We start from the raw sequence: 18,822 nt of genomic DNA on the forward strand, positions 1-18,822 counted from the left end.
TGTGGCCGACAACCACTCAAGGGAGCGCGCTATGGCCTTAATGGACTTCATCAAGAAACAGTTCATCGACATCATCCAGTGGACCGAGGACGACGACGGCACACTGGCCTGGCGTTTCCCGATGGCCGACATGGAGATCCAGTACGGCGCCTCGCTCACCGTGCGCGAATCGCAAATGGCGGTCTTCGTCAACGAGGGCAAGATCGCCGATGTGTTCGGTCCCGGCATGTACAAGCTGACGACGCAGACCATTCCGGTGCTGACCTACCTCAAGAACTGGGACAAGCTGTTTGAGTCTCCCTTCAAGAGCGACGTCTACTTCTTCAGCACCCGCCAGCAGATCGACCAGAAGTGGGGCACGCCCCAGCCCATCACCATTCGCGACAAGGACTTCGGTGCTGTCCGGCTGCGCGCCTTCGGCAACTACAACTTCCGTGTTGCCGACCCCAAGCTTTTCCACACCGAAATTTCAGGCACACGCGACCGCTACACCACGGCCGACCTTGACGGACAGCTGCGGGGCCTGGTGCTGCAGAATATTTCCGCCGCCATTGCAGCCAGCGACATTGCCTTCCTCGACCTGGCCGCGAACCAGCTCGTGTTTGCCCAGGCGCTGGCGGCGCAGCTTGTGCCCGAATTTGCCAAGATCGGCCTGAAGCTCGAGGGCATGACGGTGCAGAACCTCTCGCTGCCCGAAGAGCTGCAAAAAATCCTCGACCAGAAAATCGGCATGGGCATGGTCGGCAACGACATGGGCAAGTTCATGCAGTACCAGACGGCGCAGGCCATCCCGAAGTTCGCCGAAGGCGGCGGGGGCGGCAGCGGTATTGCCGGTGACGCCATGGGCCTGGGTGCCGGTGTGGCGCTGGGCCAGGTGCTGGCGCAAAACCTGCAGCAGGGCTTGCAGGGCAACACAGCCCAGGCGGCTTCGGCTGCGGCGGCTGCGGCGGTCAAGCCCGACGATGTCATGGCAACGCTCGAGAAGCTCGGGGAGCTCAAGGCCAAGGGCATCCTCACACAGGAAGAGTTCGACGCCAAGAAGGCCGAGCTGCTCAAAAAGTTAGTTTAAGTATGTGGCCCCCACGCTTGTCACTTCGTGTACTGCGCTGCCCCCCGAGGGGGCCGTCGCTTGCTCGGGGCGGCCCTTCGCTGCGCGTGCCTTCTGTCCGGCACTGAGCTTCATCTGCTGTGACTGACGTCACCCAGCAACGCGCCTACCGCGCGCCGTGTCCCGGCTGCGGTGCGCCTGTTGAATTCCGCAGCGCGCAGTCCACCCATGCGGTGTGCGGCTACTGCCAGAGCACTGTCGTGCGCGATGGTGACACGCTGTCGCGCATCGGCAAAATGGCTGAACTGTTCAACGACTTCAGCCCCCTGCAGCTGCAGGCCTCCGGGGTCTGGCAGGGCCGCAACTTCACGCTCGTCGGCCGGCTGCAATACAAGTACGCCCAGGGAACCTGGACCGAGTGGTACGCCATCCTGGACGACGGCAGCGCGGCCTTCCTGAGCGAGGACAACGGCGCTTATGTTTTCAGCCGGCCCACCAGCCTGCAGCGCGCCGTACCGCCCGCAGAAAACTTTCGCATCGGCGCCACCACGGCGATCAATGCCAAGTCCTTCAGTGTGGCCTCCAACGAGAGCGTTGTGCTGCTGTCGGCACAGGGCGAGCTGCCGCGCCTGCCAGCGCTGGGCATGCCTTTTGCCGTGGTTGAATTGCGCAGCACGGATGGCGATGTACTCAGCGTCGACTACGGCACGGCATCCGGTGGCGGCGCGCCGGCGCTGTCGGTGGGCCGCTCGGTACTGCTTGACGAGTTGAAGCTGGCTGGCCTGAAGGACGAGTCTGCCAAGGAAGAAAGCGGCAGGCAATTCAGCTGCCCCAACTGCGGAGCGACGGTGGCGGTTACGCTGGCTGCCAGCAAAAGCATCACCTGCAGTTCCTGCAACAGCCTCATCGACCTGAGCCAGGGCACAGGCGCCGCGCTTCAGCATGCGATCCAGGACGAACCGGTGGCCCCGCTGATCGCGCTGGGAAGTACAGGCCAGTTGCTGGGCACGCAATGGCAGGTCGTCGGGTTCCAGCACCGCATGGGGTACGAGCCCGACGACCCGGACGAGCACTTCGGCTGGGATGAATACCTGCTCTACAACCGCAAGCGCGGCTTTACCTTTCTGGTGGACGCCACCGACGGCTGGAGCGTGGTCAAGCCCCTGACCGGCGCGCCCACCTTCAAGACGGGTGGCGACAGCGCCACCTACCTCAAGACCACCTACCGCCTGCAAAGCAGCTACCGCGCCGAGACGACGTATGCTGCCGGCGAGTTCTACTGGCAGGTTCAGCGCGGGCAAAAAACCTTTAACCGCGATTTCGCCAGCGGCAGCGCGCTGCTGTCCCAGGAAGAGGCGCCGAACGAAGTCACCTGGTCCAGCGGCAGCAAGCTGGACGGCGAACTGATCGCCAGGGCCTTCAAGCTTGAAGGCAAGAAAGACCTCTTCAAGCGCGCGGATGCCAAGCCCCTGAGCAGTGCGTCGGGCATGGGTTGCGGCACCATTGTTGTGGTGGTGCTGGTGATACTGGTGGTTCTGTTGCTGGTCACACGCTGCTCGCGCTGCGACCCGAATGTCGAGAACTGTTCTTCGTCCAGCAGCTCGCGCAGTTCAGGCGGCTCATTCGGTGGATTTTCCGGCGGAGGCGGCCATAAATGAAGCCGGCCCCTTTCTATTCAACCTGGCAGATTTTTTCTGGAGAACATCATGGGACTTGAATGGCTTAAACCCGCCGCATTCCTCGGCTCGATTTTGTTCGCGCTGATCGGCGTGATCATCTTCTGGCTGAGCTTTGTGATCATTGACAAAATGACACCGTACGACCTGTGGCTGGAGATTGTCGAGAAGCAGAACGTGGCGCTGGCGCTGGTGGTTGCTGCCATGGCGTTAGGCATCTGCGTAATAGTAGCCGCCGCCATCCACGGGTAGTTCCCGGCTACTGCGCGGACCGGGGGCGGCGTTGGTCCGGTGCTCCGAATCCTCACGTACTTCAAGTATGTTCCGGTTCGTCCGCTCCGTCCGCCTTGCCCGCGGCCCGCTCGCTACGCCCTGGGCGCCGTCGTTGATCGGCTCGCTGCGCATCGCCTCACTTACGTCCTGCTATCACCTGGTCTGTTTTGAACACTGAATCCTCCCCCTCCACCACACCGCGCCCTCTTGAGGTCGCGCTGCTGGCCAGCGTCTTTGTGGTGGCGGCGTGCGGACTGGTGTATGAATTGGCCGCGGGCGCCCTGGCGTCTTACCTGCTCGGCGATTCGGTGTTGCAGTTTTCCACCATCATCGGAAGCTACCTGTTCGCCATGGGCATTGGTTCGTGGCTGTCGCGGTTTTTCGAGCGGCAGTTGCCGGCCCATTTTTTGCGCATTGAATTGATGGTGGCGCTGGTGGGCGGTGCGTTGCCTGCCACGCTATTTCTGGCGAATGCCTATGTGCCCGGCGCTTTCCGTTTTCTGCTGTACGCCATGGTGCTGCTGGTGGGCACGCTGGTGGGGCTGGAGATTCCGCTGGTCATGCGCATCCTGCGGCGCAACGTTGCACTCAAGGAGCTGGTGTCGCAGGTGCTCACCTTCGACTACCTGGGCGCGTTGGCCGTGTCGCTGGCATTTCCGCTGGTGCTGGTGCCGCATCTGGGCCTGATCCGCACCGGCCTGCTGTTTGGCCTCATGAACGCGGCTGTCGCGGTGTGGGCGCTGTGGCTGTTCCGCCATGAGCTGCGGCACGTCAAGTCGCATGCCCTGGCTTGCCTGGGGGTCTTGAGCGTGCTGGGCGCCGGCTTTGTGGGTGCGAACCAGATCACCACACTGGCCGAAGACCATTTCTACCAGGACCGTGTGATCTTCACCGCCACCACGCCCTACCAGCGCATCGTGGTGACGAACGGCCGCGCCGGCCACCGCCTGTTCCTCAACGGCAACCTGCAGTTTGCCGAGCGTGACGAATACCGCTATCACGAAGCGCTGGTGCACCCCGTGATGAGCGCACACGGTGCGCCGAAGACGGTAGCGGTTTTGGGCGGCGGCGACGGCATGGCGGTGCGCGAAGTCCTGAAATACCCCAGTGTGGAAAGCGTCACGCTGGTAGAGCTGGACCCGGCCATGACGCAGCTCTTCAGCCAGCAGCCCGCCTTAAAGCGCCTGAACGGCGACGCGCTGCTGTCACCCAAGGTGCGCGTCGTGAATGCCGACGCTTTCCAGTGGCTGGACAAAAACGCCGGCATGTTCGACATCATCATTGTGGACTTCCCCGACCCGACCAATTTTTCCATCGGCAAGCTCTACACCAACTCGTTTTATGCGCTGCTCGACCAGCACCTTTCGGCCAGCGGGTATGCCGTCATCCAGACCACGTCTCCCCTGGTGGCGCGGCGCAGCTACTGGACGGTGGTGAGCACGCTGGAGTCCGTCGGGCTCAAGGCCGCCCCCTACCACGCCAATGTGCCCAGTTTTGGCGAATGGGGTTTTGTGGTCGCCAGCCGGCGGCCTTTCAGCCCCACGACGCAAATGGGCACCCTGCCTGCCGGCCTGCGTTTTCTGGACCCGCAGACCCTGCCCTTGCTGTTTGATTTCCCTGTGGACATGGCACGCGTGCCGGCGCCCGTGAACCGGCTCTCCAGCCAGGAACTGGTGCACAGCTACGAGCAGGAATGGGGCAAGGTGCTGCATTGAAGCGCCGGGATTTCCTGGCCGCCTCTGCACTCCCGCTGCTGGGCTGCAAGGAGGCCACGCACGTTGAAGGCGTTTTTGTGGGTGCGAACCATGAGCGCGGCCATCTGCTTCGGCCTGACGAGACCGGCAGGGCCCGTGCCTGGCCGGCCCCTTCCGTCACCCGGCGCACCCGCGTATTGATTGCCGGTGGCGGTGTTGCCGGCCTGGCGGCGGCGCGTGCGCTGCGCCTGCGCGGCATGCAGGACTTCGCGCTGCTGGAGCTGGAAGACCATGCCGGCGGCAACAGCCGCGCGGGCCTGGTCAACGGCGTGCCCTGCCCGCTGGGCGCGCATTACCTGCCGGTGCCCGGGGATGCGGCGCGTGATGTGCAGGATTTGCTTGAAGAACTCTCGTTGCGCCGGCGTGTGGCCGGCCGCTGGGTATACGACGAACGCCATCTGTGCCACAGCCCGCAGGAGCGGCTGTTCATCAACGGCCAGTGGCAGGAAGGGCTGCTGCCGCTGCAGGATGTGGACGCTGGCGTGTTGGCTGAATACCGGCGTTTTGCGGCGCTGGTGCAGCAGGCCTCGTCTGTGGCCGCATTCCAGATTCCTGTTGCCGGAGTACCCCTGGCACCGCAACACCGGGCGCTGGATGCCGTGACGTTCAAGGCATGGCTGGACCAGCAGCAACTCACCAGTACGCCACTGCGCTGGTACCTTGACTATTGCTGCCGCGACGATTACGGCGCGGGCCTGGACACCGTATCGGCCTGGGCCGGCATCCATTACTTCGCCAGCCGGCATGGCTTTCAGGCGCCCGGCGACGCAGCTTCTGCGGAGCGCGAAGCGGGTGTGCTCACCTGGCCCGAGGGCAATGGCTGGCTCACCCGCCAATTGGCTGCACCACTCGGTGAACGCCTATACGCCGGCCGCACCGTGGTTCGCGTGGCTGCGGGCCGGCATGGTGTGGAGGTTGACGCCTTCAATGCCGCGACCCAGGTCATTGAGCGCTGGCAGGCCGACCAGTGCATCCTGGCCATGTCCCTGTTTGTGGCGGCGCGTGTGGTGGAAAGCCCGCCGCCCGCATTGCGCGAAGCCGCCGGCCAGCTGCGTCACGCACCCTGGCTGGTCGCCAACCTGCACATCCAGGCCGCGCTGCACGACCGGCCCGGTGCCGCACCCAGCTGGGACAACGTCATCTACGGCGGGGACGCATCAGACAGCGCCGCGCAGGCAGGCCTGGGTTACGTCGACGCCATGCATCAGAGCCTGCAGGCCGTGCCTGACGCCACGGTGCTCACCTATTACCGCGCCTTCGGCATTGAACCGGCGGGGCGCAAAGCCTTGTACGACAAGCCCTGGACGCACTGGCGCGACAGCGTGCTGGCCGAGCTGTCGGTGCCGCATCCTGATTTGCCCGGCAAGGTCACGCGCATGGACGTTATGCGCTATGGTCACGCGATGAGCACGCCGGTGCCGGGTGTGCGCAGCAGTGCGGCTCTGCGGGCGCTGCAGGGGCGTTTGCAGGCGCCCTGGCAGCGGCTGCATTTTGCGCACAGTGATTTATCGGGGTATTCGGTGTTTGAGGAGGCTTTTACGCAGGGGCATCGGCGGGGGTCGGGTTTGGTTTGAGTATTGTTTTTGGCTGGGGGTTGCTCCGGCGGTGTGTTCTTTGCTGAGGGTTGCTGGCCGGGGGTTGCCCGGCATGCAACTCACTTTCTTTTGCTTCGCCAAAAGAAAGTAAGCAAAGAAAAGGCGACCCTGGTTCCTGCGTCCCCTGCGCTTCGCTCCGGGGCAACCTGCGGTGCTCGGTCCAGCCGGGGTCAAAAACAACTCGCTTCGCTCAAACAAGTTTTTGCCCTGATCCGTCTGGTCCTCCGCTCCTCGGCGCATCCACAAGGGGGTGGAGACAGGAATACCAAACAGCCAAAGACAAAACCCCGAATACCTGAAGAAACAAGGACACGCCATGGCGTGTCCTTGTTGGTATTGGTTTCCTGATATTTCGGTATTCGGTTCCCGCACCCGGTTGCCCCTTCTGTCTGCGCCGAGGAGCGCAGGTTCAGGCGGATCAGGGATCGCGATTGTCTGAGCCGAAGGCGAGTTCGAGCGAGACCCCGCCTGAACCGAGCACCGCAGGTTGCCCCGGAGCGAAGCGCAGGGGTCGCAGACAGCAGGGTCGCCTTTTCTTTGGTGACTTTCTTTTGGCGACGCAAAAGAAAGTTACTTGCCGCCGGGCAACCCCCGGCCAGCAGTCCTCAGCAGAGTGAGCCCAAGCTGGAACAAGAACCACCTTTAAGCGAGTTCAATTCGAACACAACAAGAAACACGGCGCTATCAATTAAATAGCTGCTTGCGCTCGTCCCTATTGGATCCAACGCGCTTTCGATGCCTGAAACAAGGCCTGCTGACCCCCCCAAAATGCGCTCGGAGGCAGTTTTTGACGCCCCAAAATGAAAATGGGCCTGTTTCTGGCCCATTTTCAGGAGATATTTGGCCTCTAGCCCAATGGGCATATGCGCCAGCAGCTATCAAATACATAGCATCGAGGCGCCCGTCCGGCCCTGCGGCAAACCGCAGCGTCCCCATCACCCCTTCATCAACGCCTCAATCTCATCCCCATCCACCGGCACCCCCCGCGTCATCAACTCACACCCCTTGGCCGTCACCAGCGCATCGTCCTCAATCCGGATGCCGATGTTCCAGAACTCCTTGGGCACGTTCTTGCCGGGCCGCACATAAATGCCGGGCTCGATGGTCAGCACCATGCCGGGCCGCAGGATGCGTGAGGGCTTGCGCATCACGGTCTGGCCCAGGGCGTCTTTTTCTTCGCGCGGCTTGCTGCCAGGCTCGGTGTAGTCGCCGCAGTCATGCACGTCCATGCCCATCCAGTGGCCGGTGCGGTGCATGTAGAACTGGCGGTAGGCGCCGGATTCGAGCACGTCGTCGACCTTGCCGTGCTTCTTTTTGTCGAGCAGGCCGGTGTCCAGCATGCCTTCCACCAGTACGCGCGTCGCCGCGTCATGCGGGTCCAGAAAGCGTTTGCCGGGCTTGGTTACTTTCACCGCGGCGTCTTGCGCGGCCAGCACGATGTCGTACAGCGTGCGCTGGGCCGGCGTGAATTTGCCGTCTGCCGGGAAGGTGCGGGTGATGTCGCTGGCGTAGCCGTCCAGCTCGCAACCGGCGTCAATCAGGCACAGCTGGCCGGGCTTGAGTTCGGTGTCGCCCGCGCGGTAGTGCAGGATGCAGGCGTTGGCGCCGGCCGCGACGATGCTGCCATAAGCCGGGAACTGCGAACCATGGCGGCGGAACTCGTGCAGCAGCTCGGCTTCGAGGTGGTATTCACGCAGGCCGCCCTTTAGTTTCCCGTTGGCACCGTCACGCAACATGGCAGCCGAGGTCTGCATGGCGCGCACGTGGGCACCGGCCGAAATCTTGCCGGCGCGCTTGAGGATCGCGACTTCATGGCTGTCCTTCACCAGCCGCATTTCGTCAAGCAGCTTGCACAAGTCGTGCTGGCTTTGCGGGCATTCGGCGCCGTAACGCACGCGGGCGCGCACCTTGTTCAGCCAGTCGTCCACCTGTGTTTCCAGGCCTTTGTGCGTGGCAAACGGAAACCACACGGCGCTCTGGTTGGCCAGCAGCTGCGGCATTTTTTCGTCCAGCGCTTCCACGCTGAAGGCAGCGTCCACACCCAGCGCGGCGGGCGCGGCCTTGGGGCCCAAACGAATGCCGTCCCAGATCTCGCGCTCCAGGTCCTTGGGCCGGCAAAACAGCGTGGTCTTGCCGCTGGCCTCAATCACCAGCCAGCTGTCGGGTTCGCTGAAGCCGGTCAGGTAATAAAAGTAGCTGTCGTGGCGATAGGGGAAGTCGCTGTCGCGGTTGCGCGGGTATTCGGGCGCGGTGGGCAGCAGGGCGATGCCGCCGCCGGCCGCCTTCAGGGCGCGGGCAATGGCGGCGCGGCGTTTTTCGTAGATCGTGGTGGTGCTCATGTGTTCTGCTTCAAGTCGTGGTGGTTTGGTTCAGCTCATCCAGCCGCGCCGGTGTGCCAACGTCGGTCCAGGCGCCTTCATACAGCTCGGCGCTCACGGCCTGATTGTCCATCGCCGTACGCAAAAGCGGTGCCAGTGGGGCTTTCAGGCCTTGCGGGTTGCCGAAGGGCAGGCTGTCGAACAATTCGCGCCGGTACAGGCCGATGGTGCTGTAGGTGAATTTGGGCTGCGGGCTGTCCTTGGGCAGGTTCAGCGCCAGTCCATCAGGGCCAAGGCCAAAGTCGCCTTTCGAGTTGTGTGCGGGGTTGGGCACCAGCCAGAGGTGGGCCAGCTTGTTGTCAGCGGCAAACCGCGTGACGGCGGCCTGGGTGAACTCAAAGCCGGGCACAAACACATCGCCCGCCAGTACCCAGAAAATGTCACCCAGTAGCGGCAGCGCACGCGCAATGCCCCCGGCGGTTTCCAGTGCACCGCCAAAATCCACGCCTTCGTGTGAGTATGAAATTGATAGCTGCTTGCGCGCGTCCTGATTGGGCTGCAGCCCGAAATGGCTTGAAGAAAGTGTAGAAAAATGGGCCGGAACCTGCTCGCCCAGCCAGGCCGTGTTGATGACCAGGTCGGTGAAGCCGCCGCGCACCAGCGCTTCGGCCTGCCAGTCAATCAGCGGCTTGCCGCGCACCGGCAGCAGGGGCTTGGGCGTGGTGTCGGTCAGCGGCCGCATGCGCTCGCCGCGGCCGGCGGCCATGATCATGGCCTTGATGGGTGCGCCGGTCATTGCGTATCGCCCCGGTCCAGCGACCGCTGCTCGGTCCATTCGGGGTTAAAGCGGCGCACCAGCGCATCCATCAGGCCGCGTGCCCGGGCGGAGTGGTCGCCGCCGAAGTTGCACACATAGACGTCCAGCGTCACGGCTTTCTGTTCAGGCCAGGTGTGCACGCACACATGCGACTCGGCCAGCAGCACGGTGGCCGTGATGCCGCCTGGGCCGTGCACGGTGTCGGGAAAAGTGTGAAACAGCTGGTTAACGGCCTGCAGGCCGGCTGCCTGCACCGCCTGCACGCACCAGTCGCCCAGTCGGGTAGCGTCGGTCAGCCAGGCCGGGTCGCAGCGGCATTTGTAAAGGTCGGCGGTCAGGTGAAGGCCTTGCATGCCCCGACTTTAGTGCATGGCGGGGTGCCGGCCGGCCAAATCGGGGCCAAACCCCCGCCAAACCGGTGGGGAGGGCCCAAACGGTAAAATACCGGGTTACCCCTGATCTTTCCCCCTCCCGGAGCTGCCTACATGGCCAATACGCAAATGATGGCGAATGCGATACGCGCACTCGCAATGGACGCCGTTCAACAAGCCAATTCCGGACATCCCGGCGCCCCCATGGGCATGGCCGACATGGCAGTCGCCCTCTGGGGCAGCCACCTCAAGCACAGCCCGCACAACCCCAACTGGTTCGACCGCGACCGTTTTGTGCTGTCCAACGGCCACGGCTCCATGCTGATTTATGCCGTGCTGCACCTCACCGGCTACAAACTGCCCATTGGCGAACTCAAGAACTTCCGCCAGCTCCACAGCAAAACCCCCGGCCACCCCGAATACGGCTACACCCCCGGCGTTGAAACCACCACCGGCCCGCTGGGCCAGGGCCTGACCAATGCGGTCGGCATGGCGCTGGCTGAAAAGCTGCTCGCCAAAGAGTTCAATCGCGAAGGCCACACCGTCGTCGACCACAACACCTATGTGTTCATGGGCGACGGCTGCCTGATGGAAGGCATCAGCCACGAAGCGGCCGCGCTCGCCGGCGCGTGGAAGCTCAACAAGCTGGTCGCGCTGTATGACGACAACGGCATCTCGATTGACGGCCAGGTCGCTCCCTGGTTCATCGACAACACCGCCGTGCGTTTCGCCGCTTACGGCTGGAACGTGCTGGGCCCCATCGACGGCCACGACGCCGAGCTGGTCTCGCAGGCCATTGAAGGCGCCAAAAAATCCAGCGACAAGCCCACGCTGATCATTTGCAAGACGCACATCGGCAAGGGTTCACCGAACCGCGCCAACACCGCCAAGGCCCACGGCGAGCCGCTGGGCGCCGAAGAAATCAAGCTCACGCGCGAAGCCCTCAACTGGCCCTACGCGCCGTTTGAAGTGCCGAAGGAAACCTACGACGCCTGGGACGCCAAGGCCAAGGGCCTGTCTCTTGAGACCGCCTGGGACGCGAAATTCGCCGCCTACAAGGCCGCGCACCCTGCGCTCGCCGCCGAGCTGGCACGCCGCATGAAGGGCGACCTGCCCAAGAGCTTCTCGCAACTGGCTGTCGACACTGTCATCGGCGCGCACACCAAGGCCGAGACCGTGGCCTCGCGCAAGGCTTCGCAGCTCGCGCTGGAAGCCTTCACCGCCGGCCTGCCCGAACTGCTGGGCGGCTCGGCCGATTTGACCGGCTCCAACCTCACCAACACCAAGTCCACGCCCAACCTGCGTTTTGACATGAACGGCGAAGTCGTTCTGACGGCCAATGCCGAAGGCGTGAGCGCCGGCGGGCGCCACATCAACTACGGCGTGCGCGAATTCGGCATGGCCGCCATCATGAACGGCATTGCGCTGCACGGTGGCTTCATTCCCTACGGCGGCACCTTCCTGACCTTCAGCGACTACAGCCGCAACGCCATCCGCATGGCCGCGCTGATGAAGATCCGCGTCATACATGTCTTCACGCACGACTCCATCGGCCTTGGCGAAGACGGCCCGACGCACCAGTCCATCGAGCACGCGGCCAGCCTGCGTTTGATTCCCAACCTCGACGTCTGGCGTCCGGGCGACACGGCTGAAACGGCTGTTGCCTGGGCCGTCGCGCTCGAAAACAAGAACAAACCGACGGCATTGCTGCTGAGCCGCCAGAACCTGCCTTACGCACCGAAGAACGATCTCGGTGAAATCAGCAAGGGCGCTTATGTGCTGGCCGAGCCCGCCGAAGTGGGCCTGAACAAAAAGGCCCAGGCCGTCATCATTGCCACCGGCTCTGAAGTGCAACTCGCGCTCAAGGCGCAAGAGCTGCTGGCCGCCCACAAGATCGCCGTGCGTGTGGTCTCCATGCCCAGCAACACGACGTTTGACAAACAAAAAACGGCGTACAAATCCGAAGTGCTGCCAGAAGGCATCCCCCGCATCGCGGTGGAAATGGGCGTGACGGACGGCTGGTGGAAATACGGCTGCGCGGCCGTGGTCGGCATCGATAGCTACGGCGAGTCGGCTCCTGCGCCCGTGTTGTTCAAGCACTTTGGTTTTACCGCCGAGAACGTGGCCGACACCGTGCGCAAGGTGCTGAAGAAATAAACCTCACGAAGCCGCATGCCAAAGCTCATCTGGCTCGCCCGCAACTCACTGGCCTTCCAGTTGGGTTTGCTGTGCTTTGTGGTTGCGACGAGTTTTCTTTATTTCTCGCTGCCGGGTAAGACGGCGGTGGCGTATGACGATCTGCGCGTGGAAACCGCGGTCGTCAGCCGCGTTTCACAAATTGAAACTCGCCAGCGATACAGGCTGGGTGTGACCGAGCTTGAGTATTTCTTCGAAGGTAGCGTCGGTAAGGACGCTTACGGATGGACCCTGGTAGCGCTTCGGGACGGCGCAATGCAGAAAGTCTCAGACATTCCGTTCGGCAGCCTTGTTGATCAAGAGGTGGTACTGCGAAGCGATCCAGCAACGTCTGAAATTTACGTGCTGGAACGGGGTGGTGCCGTACTGTATTCCTATGACGACGCGCTCCGTTTCCGCGAGGCTGTGGCGCTCAACCGCCGTGGACTGGCGCAATGGGGTTACGTGTTCGCATTCTGTCTTTTTGCCTGGGGCTGGCTCGCCAATCGCGATCACACGGGTGCAAAGCATCGTTTTTCAAACTCACAGGAGATCTCATGACTATCAAACTCGGTATCAATGGTTTTGGCCGTATCGGCCGCAACGTGTTTCGCTCGGCCATCAAAAGCTTCAGCGATATTGAAATCGTCGGCATCAACGATTTGCTCGAGCCTGAGTACCTGGCTTACATGCTGAAGTACGACTCGGTGCACGGCCGCTTCGAAGGTGACGTGTCCGTCGAAGGCAACACGCTGATCGTCAACGGCAAGAAGATCCGCCTGACGCAGGAACGTGACCCCGCCAACCTCAAGTGGGGCGATATCGGCGCCACCGTGGTGCTGGAGTCCACGGGCCTCTTCCTCGACAAGGCTTCCGGTGAGAAGCACCTGGCCGCCGGCGCGAAGAAGGTCATCTTCTCGGCACCGTCGAAAGACGACACCCCGATGTTCGTTTTCGGCGTCAACGACAAGACCTACAAGGGCGAGGCCATCATTTCCAACGCCAGCTGCACCACCAACTGCCTGGCGCCTATCGCCAAGGTGCTGAACGACAAGTGGGGCATCAAGCGCGGCCTGATGACGACCGTGCACGCGGCCACTGCCACGCAGAAAACCGTGGACGGCCCGTCGAACAAAGACTGGCGCGGCGGCCGCGGCATCCTGGAAAACATCATTCCCTCCAGCACCGGCGCTGCCAAGGCTGTGGGCGTGGTGATCCCCGAGCTCAACAAGAAGCTGACCGGCATGTCCTTCCGCGTGCCCACCTCCGACGTGTCGGTGGTTGACCTGACCTGCGAGCTCAACAAGGAAGCCACGCTCAAGGAAATCTGCGCCGAAATGAAAGCGCAAAGCGAAGGCGCACTCAAGGGCATCCTGGGCTACACCGAAGACAAGGTCGTTGCCACCGACTTCCGCGGCGAGACCTGCACCAGCGTGTTTGACGCCGATGCGTCCATCGCGCTCGACGGCACCTTCATCAAGGTCGTCGCCTGGTACGACAACGAATGGGGCTACTCCAACAAGTGCCTCGAAATGGTCCGCGTGGTGGCGAAGTAATTCACTTCAACATCGCCAATAAAAAAGCGCCTCCGGGCGCTTTTTTATTGTCAGTGCAATACTCGGCGACCAGTCGCCCTGAAAGGTTCATGCTGATGCCCCTGACGTTCAAAAAACTCAACGAACAAGTGGTGAGTGTTCATCTGAGCAGCGGCGAGCTGGTGGGCCAGCTCAAACTGATTGGCGGCGTGTGGAAGTTCAAGGCCATTGGCTACACCGCAGACGGCCATGTAGTGCCCGGCGGTGGGCCGCTGACGGATCGCCACAACATGACTTTCGCCGCGCTGGACGAGGTGGTGGTCAATGCGGGGCTGATGCCTCCCTGAGTGGCAGGTCAATCAGGCAAGTGCAGGCCGGGCCGTTCATCGTCCCAGGCCATCGCGCTCATCTTCCAGCCTTCAGGCGTTTTGACGAACTGCGTCGAGATCATGCCGCGCGCCTCGAATGCCTCGCCGTTCATCGTGCCGGCCTTGCCGTAAGCGCTGTAGCGATGGGCAATGTTGCCGAAGATTTGTGTGGTTTCCGACAGCTCCCATTCCCTGAAGCGCGTGAGGCCGCCGCTGTCCACCAGAGCCTGCCGCGGCGCGATGAATTCGCGCACGCCGGAAATCTCGGGTGCGGTTCCTGTGTTCTTGATCAGGAGGCCTGCGTCGATGAAGAGCGCGTGAATGTCATCGTAAGGCGGCACGCTGCCCGGCTCAAACGAGACGGCGCGAAAGAACGCCTGCGCCAGCGCATTCAGTTCGTTTTTGACCGCTTGGGAGTTGGGCTCCTGGCTCATGGCATCTCCTTGTGTTGGCGGGAGTGTAGGCGTCTGCTGCCGCACCCCACAGGCGGCGTTTGCGAAACCCGATATTGCCTGGGGGTACTGCGGGGAGGTTGACTGGTAATGCCGGAGTTATGCGAAAAGTGCCCCGGAGCAGCTAAGAACAAGCGCGGACAGCTATTAAAAATATAGCAGCGAGGCGCTGCTCGGCCGTCAGTCGCCCGTCGGCCGCTCTTCGCGTCCGCCCGGGTGCCGCGCAAAGCGCGCCGGCTCCCGCCCATGCACCGGCGCGTCATCGCCAAACGACCAGCCGCCAAACTGCGTGCGCTGGTAGTCCGCCATGGTCTGTGCAATTCCGGCTTGCGTGTTCATGACAAACGGGCCGTACTGCACCACCGGCTCACCAATGGGCTTGCCTTGCAGCATCAGGAATTCGGCTTCCTCGCCGCCGTTGACGATCTCTGCGTCCACGCCGGCCCGCAGCTCGATGGCGCTGTCCACACTCACCGCCTGACCGCCCAGCGTCGCCGACTGCCCCTTGAAAAAATAGAGCTGGCGCCGCGTGCCTTCGCCCGTTGCGGCGGGCAGCGTCCAGCGGGCGCCGGGCGCCATGCGAATCGTCCAGATCGCCACGTCGGCCTCGGCCTGCGAGGCCCACGAATCCGGCGGCGGCGCCAGCGGCGCGGTTTGGGTATTTTGAATACGGCCGGCAATCACGGCCACTTCGGTGCCGCGCCCTTCGGCATCCTTGATGTCCAGGCGCGGAATGTCCTGCGACCAGAACATGGTGAAGTGCGGCTCGCTCATCTTGCCGGCCGCCGGCAGGTTCAGCCAGATCTGGAACAGCTCCAGTGGATTGGGATTTTGCGGGTCCAGCAACGGGAACATCTCGGAATGGACCACGCCCTTGCCGGCCGTCAGCCACTGCACGTCGCCGCGGCCAAAGCGCGCTGTCGCGCCCAGGGAGTCGGAATGGTCGATCAGGCCCTTGCGCACGATGGTCACGGTTTCAAAGCCGCGGTGCGGGTGCGCGGGAAAGCCCGGCACCGTGCTGCCGTGGTACATGTTCCAGCCGTCCTTGCGGGCAAAGTCCTGGCCGATATTGCGCCCCGCGAGCGAGGCATCCGGGCCCATCTGCGCATTGCCGCGAGGGTAGGCGTCGTCGTGGTACACGCAAAAGAGGAACGGGTCGAGCGTTGCCCACGGAAAGCCGAGTGGCTTGACCTGGAGGACTGGATGGGCGGCGGAGTGAGCGACAGAACTTGCGGTGGGGTCGGCAGGCATGAAGAGGCCTTTCTGGCGTGAAACTTTCAAAGAACACATATAAGGTTGGCCGCTGTCCTTTCAAGCTGCACCGCCAGCCCACCTGGCCGGCCCGGCCTTGGCGGTTTAAGGGAAATATGCTTGTGGACCTTATGTAGAAAGCGCAAGCAGCTATAAAATCAATAGCATCTATAGGGCGTTGTCATCAATCGCCTGTCCCTTCCTCAGGCCTTCAGCTTCCAGCCCGTACGGAAGATCCACCACACCGCGCCGAGGCACAGCCCCAGAAAGCCCATGATGGCCGCCACGCTGATGCCTACGTTGACATCGGCCACGCCGTAAAAACTCCAGCGGAATCCGCTGATCAGGTAGACCACCGGGTTGAACAGGGCGACCTTCTGCCACAACGGCGGCAGCATGTTGATCGAGTAAAACGCACCACCGAGGAAAGTCAGCGGCGTCACCACCATCAGCGGCACAATCTGCAGCTTCTGGAAGTTGTCGGCCCATAGCCCGATGATGAAACCGAACAGGCTGAAGGTCAGCGCGGTCAGCAGCAGGAAGCACAGCATCCAGAAAGGGTGCGCGATCTCATAGGGCACGAAGAGGCGCGCCGTTGCCAGAATTAGAAGCCCCAGCATGACGGACTTGCTCGCCGCAGCGCCCACGTAGCCCATCACCACTTCCATGGACGACACCGGCGCCGACAGCAGTTCGTAAATTGTCCCCGACCATTTCGGCATGTAGATGCCGAAGGCGGCGTTCGAGATGCTCTCGTTGAGCAGCGACAGCATGACGAGGCCGGGGATGATGAAGGCACCGTAGCGGATGCCGTCGATGTCACCCATGCGCGAACCGATGGCCGCGCCGAAGACCACGAAGTACAGCGAGGTCGAGATCACCGGCGAGGCGATGGATTGCATCAGCGTGCGGAAGGTGCGCGCCATTTCAAAGCGGTAAATAGCGCGGATGGCGTGCCAGTTCATGCGGCCTCCTTCTGGGCGCCCGGTTTGTCGGCATGCACCAGGCTCACGAAGATGTCTTCGAGCGAACTCTCGCTTGAATGCAGGTCCTTGAAGTCAATGCCGAGTTCGGCCAGCTGCTTGAGCAACGCCGCGATACCCGTCTCCTCGGTTTGTGTGTCGAAGGTGTAGACCAGGGTGTGGCCCTCTTTCGTCAGCTCAAGCGGCAGCCCTGCCAACGCACCCGGAATGGTTTGCAGCGGCGTTTGCAGTTGCAGGCTCAGTTGCTTCTTGCCCAGCTTGCGCATCAGCACCGTTTTGTCTTCGACAAGAATCAGCTCGCCCTTGTTGATGACGCCAATGCGGTCGGCCATTTCTTCGGCTTCCTCAATGTAGTGCGTGGTCAGGATGATGGTGACGCCGTTGTCGCGCAGCTCCCGCACCATTTGCCACATGCCCTTGCGCAGCTCGACGTCGACGCCCGCGCTGGGCTCATCGAGGAACAGGATGGTGGGTTCGTGCGACAACGCCTTGGCAATCAATACCCGGCGCTTCATGCCACCGGAGAGCGCCATGATCTTGCTGTCCTTCTTGTCCCACAGCGAAAGGTCGCGCAGCACTTTCTCAATGTAGGCCGGGTTGGGCGGCTTGCCGAACAGGCCCCGGCTGAAGCTCACGGTGGACCAGACGGTTTCAAACGCATCGGTCGAAAGCTCCTGAGGCACCAGCCCGATTTTGGCGCGAGCGGCGCGGTAATCCCGAACGACGTCATGTCCATCAGCCGTCACGCTGCCCGAGCTCGGATTGACAATGCCGCAGACGATGCTGATCAAGGTGGTCTTGCCCGCGCCGTTGGGGCCGAGCAGGGCGAAAATCTCGCCGCGCTGGATGTCCAGGTTCACCGACTTGAGCGCATGAAAGCCCGAAGCGTAAGTTTTGCTGAGTTTCTGAAGGGAAATAATGGGTTGCACGCGGCATCCTGACAAGAAAGCGGCGCCAGAATGTGGCGCCAGAAGAGACCCGAATCATTCTATAGAGCAAGGCTGAAAAAGCCGGGAGCAGGGTTTTCAAGATGGCGTGCTCAGGCCCCCTGGTTTTTTCTCAGCGTCGGCAAGCCGACACCGGCAGACTCAAAGCCACCGTCTACAGCCAGCACCTGGCCATTGACATAGCTGGCTGCCGGGCTGCACAAAAAGCCCACGGCCGATGCGATTTCTTCCACGGTGCCGTAACGCCCCAGCGGAATCACGTCGTGGTAGTCCGAGCGGATCGCCACGCTGTGAACCAGCTTGGCCATTTCCGTGTCCACCGGCCCGGGCGCGATCACGTTGGCCCGGATGCCGATGGTGCCCAATTCAACCGCCTGCTGTTTGGTCAGCTGGATAAGCGCGGCCTTGCTGGTGCCGTACGCCACGCGAAGCGTGCTCGCGCGCAGGCCCGAGATCGACGCGATGTTGACAATGCTGCCGCCGCCCGTGCGCTTCATGATGGGCGCGCAGGCCTGGCTGCACAAAAATGCGCCGTCCAGGTTGACGCCCAAAACCCGGCGCCATTCTTCAAAGGTTGTCTCACCGATAGGCTTGAACACCGCGATGCCGGCGTTGTTGACCAGCGCATCGATACGGCCGAAGCGGGCATCCACCTTCGCCATGGCCGATTTCACCTGCGCCGGGTCGGCCACGTCGCAATGCACCGCCAGTATGCGGCCTGCATCCTGAATGGCGGCAGCGGCGGGGAGCAGCGTGTCGCTGTCGATATCCAGAAGTGCCACACGGTAACCATTGGCCAGAAACCATTGCCCGATGGCAAGGCCAATGCCGCGTGCACCCCCTGTTACGACGGCCACGGGGCTGGTTGAAGAAGCTGCAGTCATGGATGTCCTTGCCTTGTTGTCGGGTGTGAATGAAGAATGGGTTTTGGCATTGGTCGCGGCTTTGGCGAAAGTTCAGCTTGAAGTTTGCACTACTGGACGTGGTTGCGCGCGTTGGCGATGCTGCCGATTCGGGACACGCTGTCGTGGGCCCGTCCTACAGCATGCGCGCTTGCCAATGGGTACCTTGAGCACTCATCCTGTTGTCTGCATCAGAAATGATTCTTTCAAGATGGCCAGGCATGCGACAACCGCTTGCGGTTCTCGAATGTGTGTCTCTCGGCAAAGTGTTGTGGCTGGTATCGGTTTCATGCACATGATCCGTAAAAAAAACAGTTCACGGTCAAGGCAGGAACGAACTGTTGGCGCGCACCTTGG

The 18,822-nt window shown here is 62.4% G+C and carries 17 protein-coding genes; 9 read left to right on the top strand and 8 right to left on the bottom strand.

What is annotated here, in order from left to right:
* Positions 1 to 31 precede the first annotated feature (31 nt).
* The 5 genes from AC1D13_RS14035 (at position 32) to AC1D13_RS14055 (ending at position 6,325) form a co-directional block, all read left to right on the top strand.
* Positions 32 to 1,069 carry an SPFH domain-containing protein gene (locus tag AC1D13_RS14035; RefSeq protein WP_457281947.1) on the top strand — a complete coding sequence of 346 codons (1,038 nt, stop codon included), beginning with the start codon at positions 32 to 34 and terminating at the stop codon, positions 1,067 to 1,069.
* A gap of 119 nt (positions 1,070 to 1,188) precedes the next feature.
* Positions 1,189 to 2,706, top strand: coding sequence for a DUF4178 domain-containing protein (locus tag AC1D13_RS14040; RefSeq protein WP_477689738.1), 1,518 nt, complete (start codon positions 1,189 to 1,191; stop codon positions 2,704 to 2,706).
* A 48-nt stretch (positions 2,707 to 2,754) separates the two neighbouring features.
* On the top strand, positions 2,755 to 2,976 hold the full coding sequence (locus AC1D13_RS14045) for a DUF350 domain-containing protein (protein ID WP_007871890.1): 222 nt from the start codon (positions 2,755 to 2,757) through the stop codon (positions 2,974 to 2,976).
* Between the two features lie 188 nt (positions 2,977 to 3,164).
* Complete coding sequence (locus AC1D13_RS14050) at positions 3,165 to 4,712, top strand: polyamine aminopropyltransferase (protein WP_477689739.1); 1,548 nt, start codon at positions 3,165 to 3,167, stop codon at positions 4,710 to 4,712.
* Positions 4,691 to 6,325 (top strand): FAD-dependent oxidoreductase, encoded by a 1,635-nt coding sequence (locus AC1D13_RS14055; RefSeq protein WP_477689740.1) that lies wholly within the window; start codon positions 4,691 to 4,693, stop codon positions 6,323 to 6,325. The genes AC1D13_RS14050 and AC1D13_RS14055 overlap by 22 nt, the downstream gene beginning before the upstream one ends.
* Positions 6,326 to 7,281: 956 nt before the next feature.
* On the opposite strand, the gene AC1D13_RS14060 is transcribed toward AC1D13_RS14055, so the two are convergent.
* From AC1D13_RS14060 to speD, 3 genes are read right to left on the bottom strand one after another with little or no spacing between them, the layout of a single operon-like run.
* Positions 7,282 to 8,685, bottom strand: a complete 1,404-nt coding sequence (locus AC1D13_RS14060) for an aminopeptidase P N-terminal domain-containing protein (RefSeq protein WP_477667078.1) — start codon at positions 8,683 to 8,685, stop codon at positions 7,282 to 7,284.
* A 10-nt stretch (positions 8,686 to 8,695) separates the two neighbouring features.
* Positions 8,696 to 9,460 carry a nucleotidyltransferase family protein gene (locus tag AC1D13_RS14065; protein WP_477667079.1) on the bottom strand — a complete coding sequence of 255 codons (765 nt, stop codon included), beginning with the start codon at positions 9,458 to 9,460 and terminating at the stop codon, positions 8,696 to 8,698.
* Complete coding sequence (gene speD, locus AC1D13_RS14070) at positions 9,457 to 9,834, bottom strand: adenosylmethionine decarboxylase (RefSeq protein ID WP_477651193.1); 378 nt, start codon at positions 9,832 to 9,834, stop codon at positions 9,457 to 9,459. Before speD ends, AC1D13_RS14065 begins: the two co-directional genes overlap by 4 nt.
* Before the next feature lie 132 nt (positions 9,835 to 9,966).
* Between speD and tkt the strand changes: the two genes are divergently transcribed.
* From tkt to AC1D13_RS14090, 4 genes are all read left to right on the top strand, one after another.
* Positions 9,967 to 12,009, top strand: coding sequence for a transketolase (gene tkt, locus AC1D13_RS14075; protein WP_477689741.1), 2,043 nt, complete (start codon positions 9,967 to 9,969; stop codon positions 12,007 to 12,009).
* Between the two features lie 15 nt (positions 12,010 to 12,024).
* A complete protein-coding gene (locus AC1D13_RS14080; protein ID WP_457281958.1) occupies positions 12,025 to 12,588 on the top strand; it encodes a hypothetical protein in 564 nt (187 codons plus the stop codon).
* Positions 12,585 to 13,583: a type I glyceraldehyde-3-phosphate dehydrogenase gene (gene gap, locus AC1D13_RS14085; RefSeq protein WP_477689742.1), complete on the top strand. Its 999-nt coding sequence runs from the start codon at positions 12,585 to 12,587 to the stop codon at positions 13,581 to 13,583. Before AC1D13_RS14080 ends, gap begins: the two co-directional genes overlap by 4 nt.
* A gap of 95 nt (positions 13,584 to 13,678) precedes the next feature.
* A complete protein-coding gene (locus AC1D13_RS14090) occupies positions 13,679 to 13,909 on the top strand; it encodes a hypothetical protein (protein ID WP_477670487.1) in 231 nt (76 codons plus the stop codon).
* An 8-nt stretch (positions 13,910 to 13,917) separates the two neighbouring features.
* On the opposite strand, the gene AC1D13_RS14095 is transcribed toward AC1D13_RS14090, so the two are convergent.
* The 5 genes from AC1D13_RS14095 to AC1D13_RS14115 all read right to left on the bottom strand — a co-directional run bounded on the left by AC1D13_RS14095 (position 13,918) and on the right by AC1D13_RS14115 (position 18,447).
* Positions 13,918 to 14,364 (bottom strand): hypothetical protein, encoded by a 447-nt coding sequence (locus AC1D13_RS14095; RefSeq protein ID WP_477689743.1) that lies wholly within the window; start codon positions 14,362 to 14,364, stop codon positions 13,918 to 13,920.
* A 198-nt stretch (positions 14,365 to 14,562) separates the two neighbouring features.
* Entirely contained in the window at positions 14,563 to 15,633 is a 1,071-nt protein-coding gene (locus AC1D13_RS14100; RefSeq protein ID WP_477689744.1) for a pirin family protein, read from the bottom strand.
* Positions 15,634 to 15,836: 203 nt separating this feature from the next.
* Complete coding sequence (locus AC1D13_RS14105) at positions 15,837 to 16,598, bottom strand: ABC transporter permease (protein ID WP_457281963.1); 762 nt, start codon at positions 16,596 to 16,598, stop codon at positions 15,837 to 15,839.
* On the bottom strand, positions 16,595 to 17,545 hold the full coding sequence (locus AC1D13_RS14110) for an ABC transporter ATP-binding protein (protein ID WP_457281964.1): 951 nt from the start codon (positions 17,543 to 17,545) through the stop codon (positions 16,595 to 16,597). Before AC1D13_RS14110 ends, AC1D13_RS14105 begins: the two co-directional genes overlap by 4 nt.
* A 110-nt stretch (positions 17,546 to 17,655) precedes the next feature.
* The gene (locus AC1D13_RS14115; protein ID WP_477667085.1) at positions 17,656 to 18,447 is read right to left on the bottom strand and encodes an SDR family NAD(P)-dependent oxidoreductase; all 792 of its coding nucleotides are present in this window, start codon (positions 18,445 to 18,447) and stop codon (positions 17,656 to 17,658) included.
* Positions 18,448 to 18,822: the final 375 nt, after the last annotated feature.

This window comes from Polaromonas sp. P1_E12, assembly GCF_056405975.1.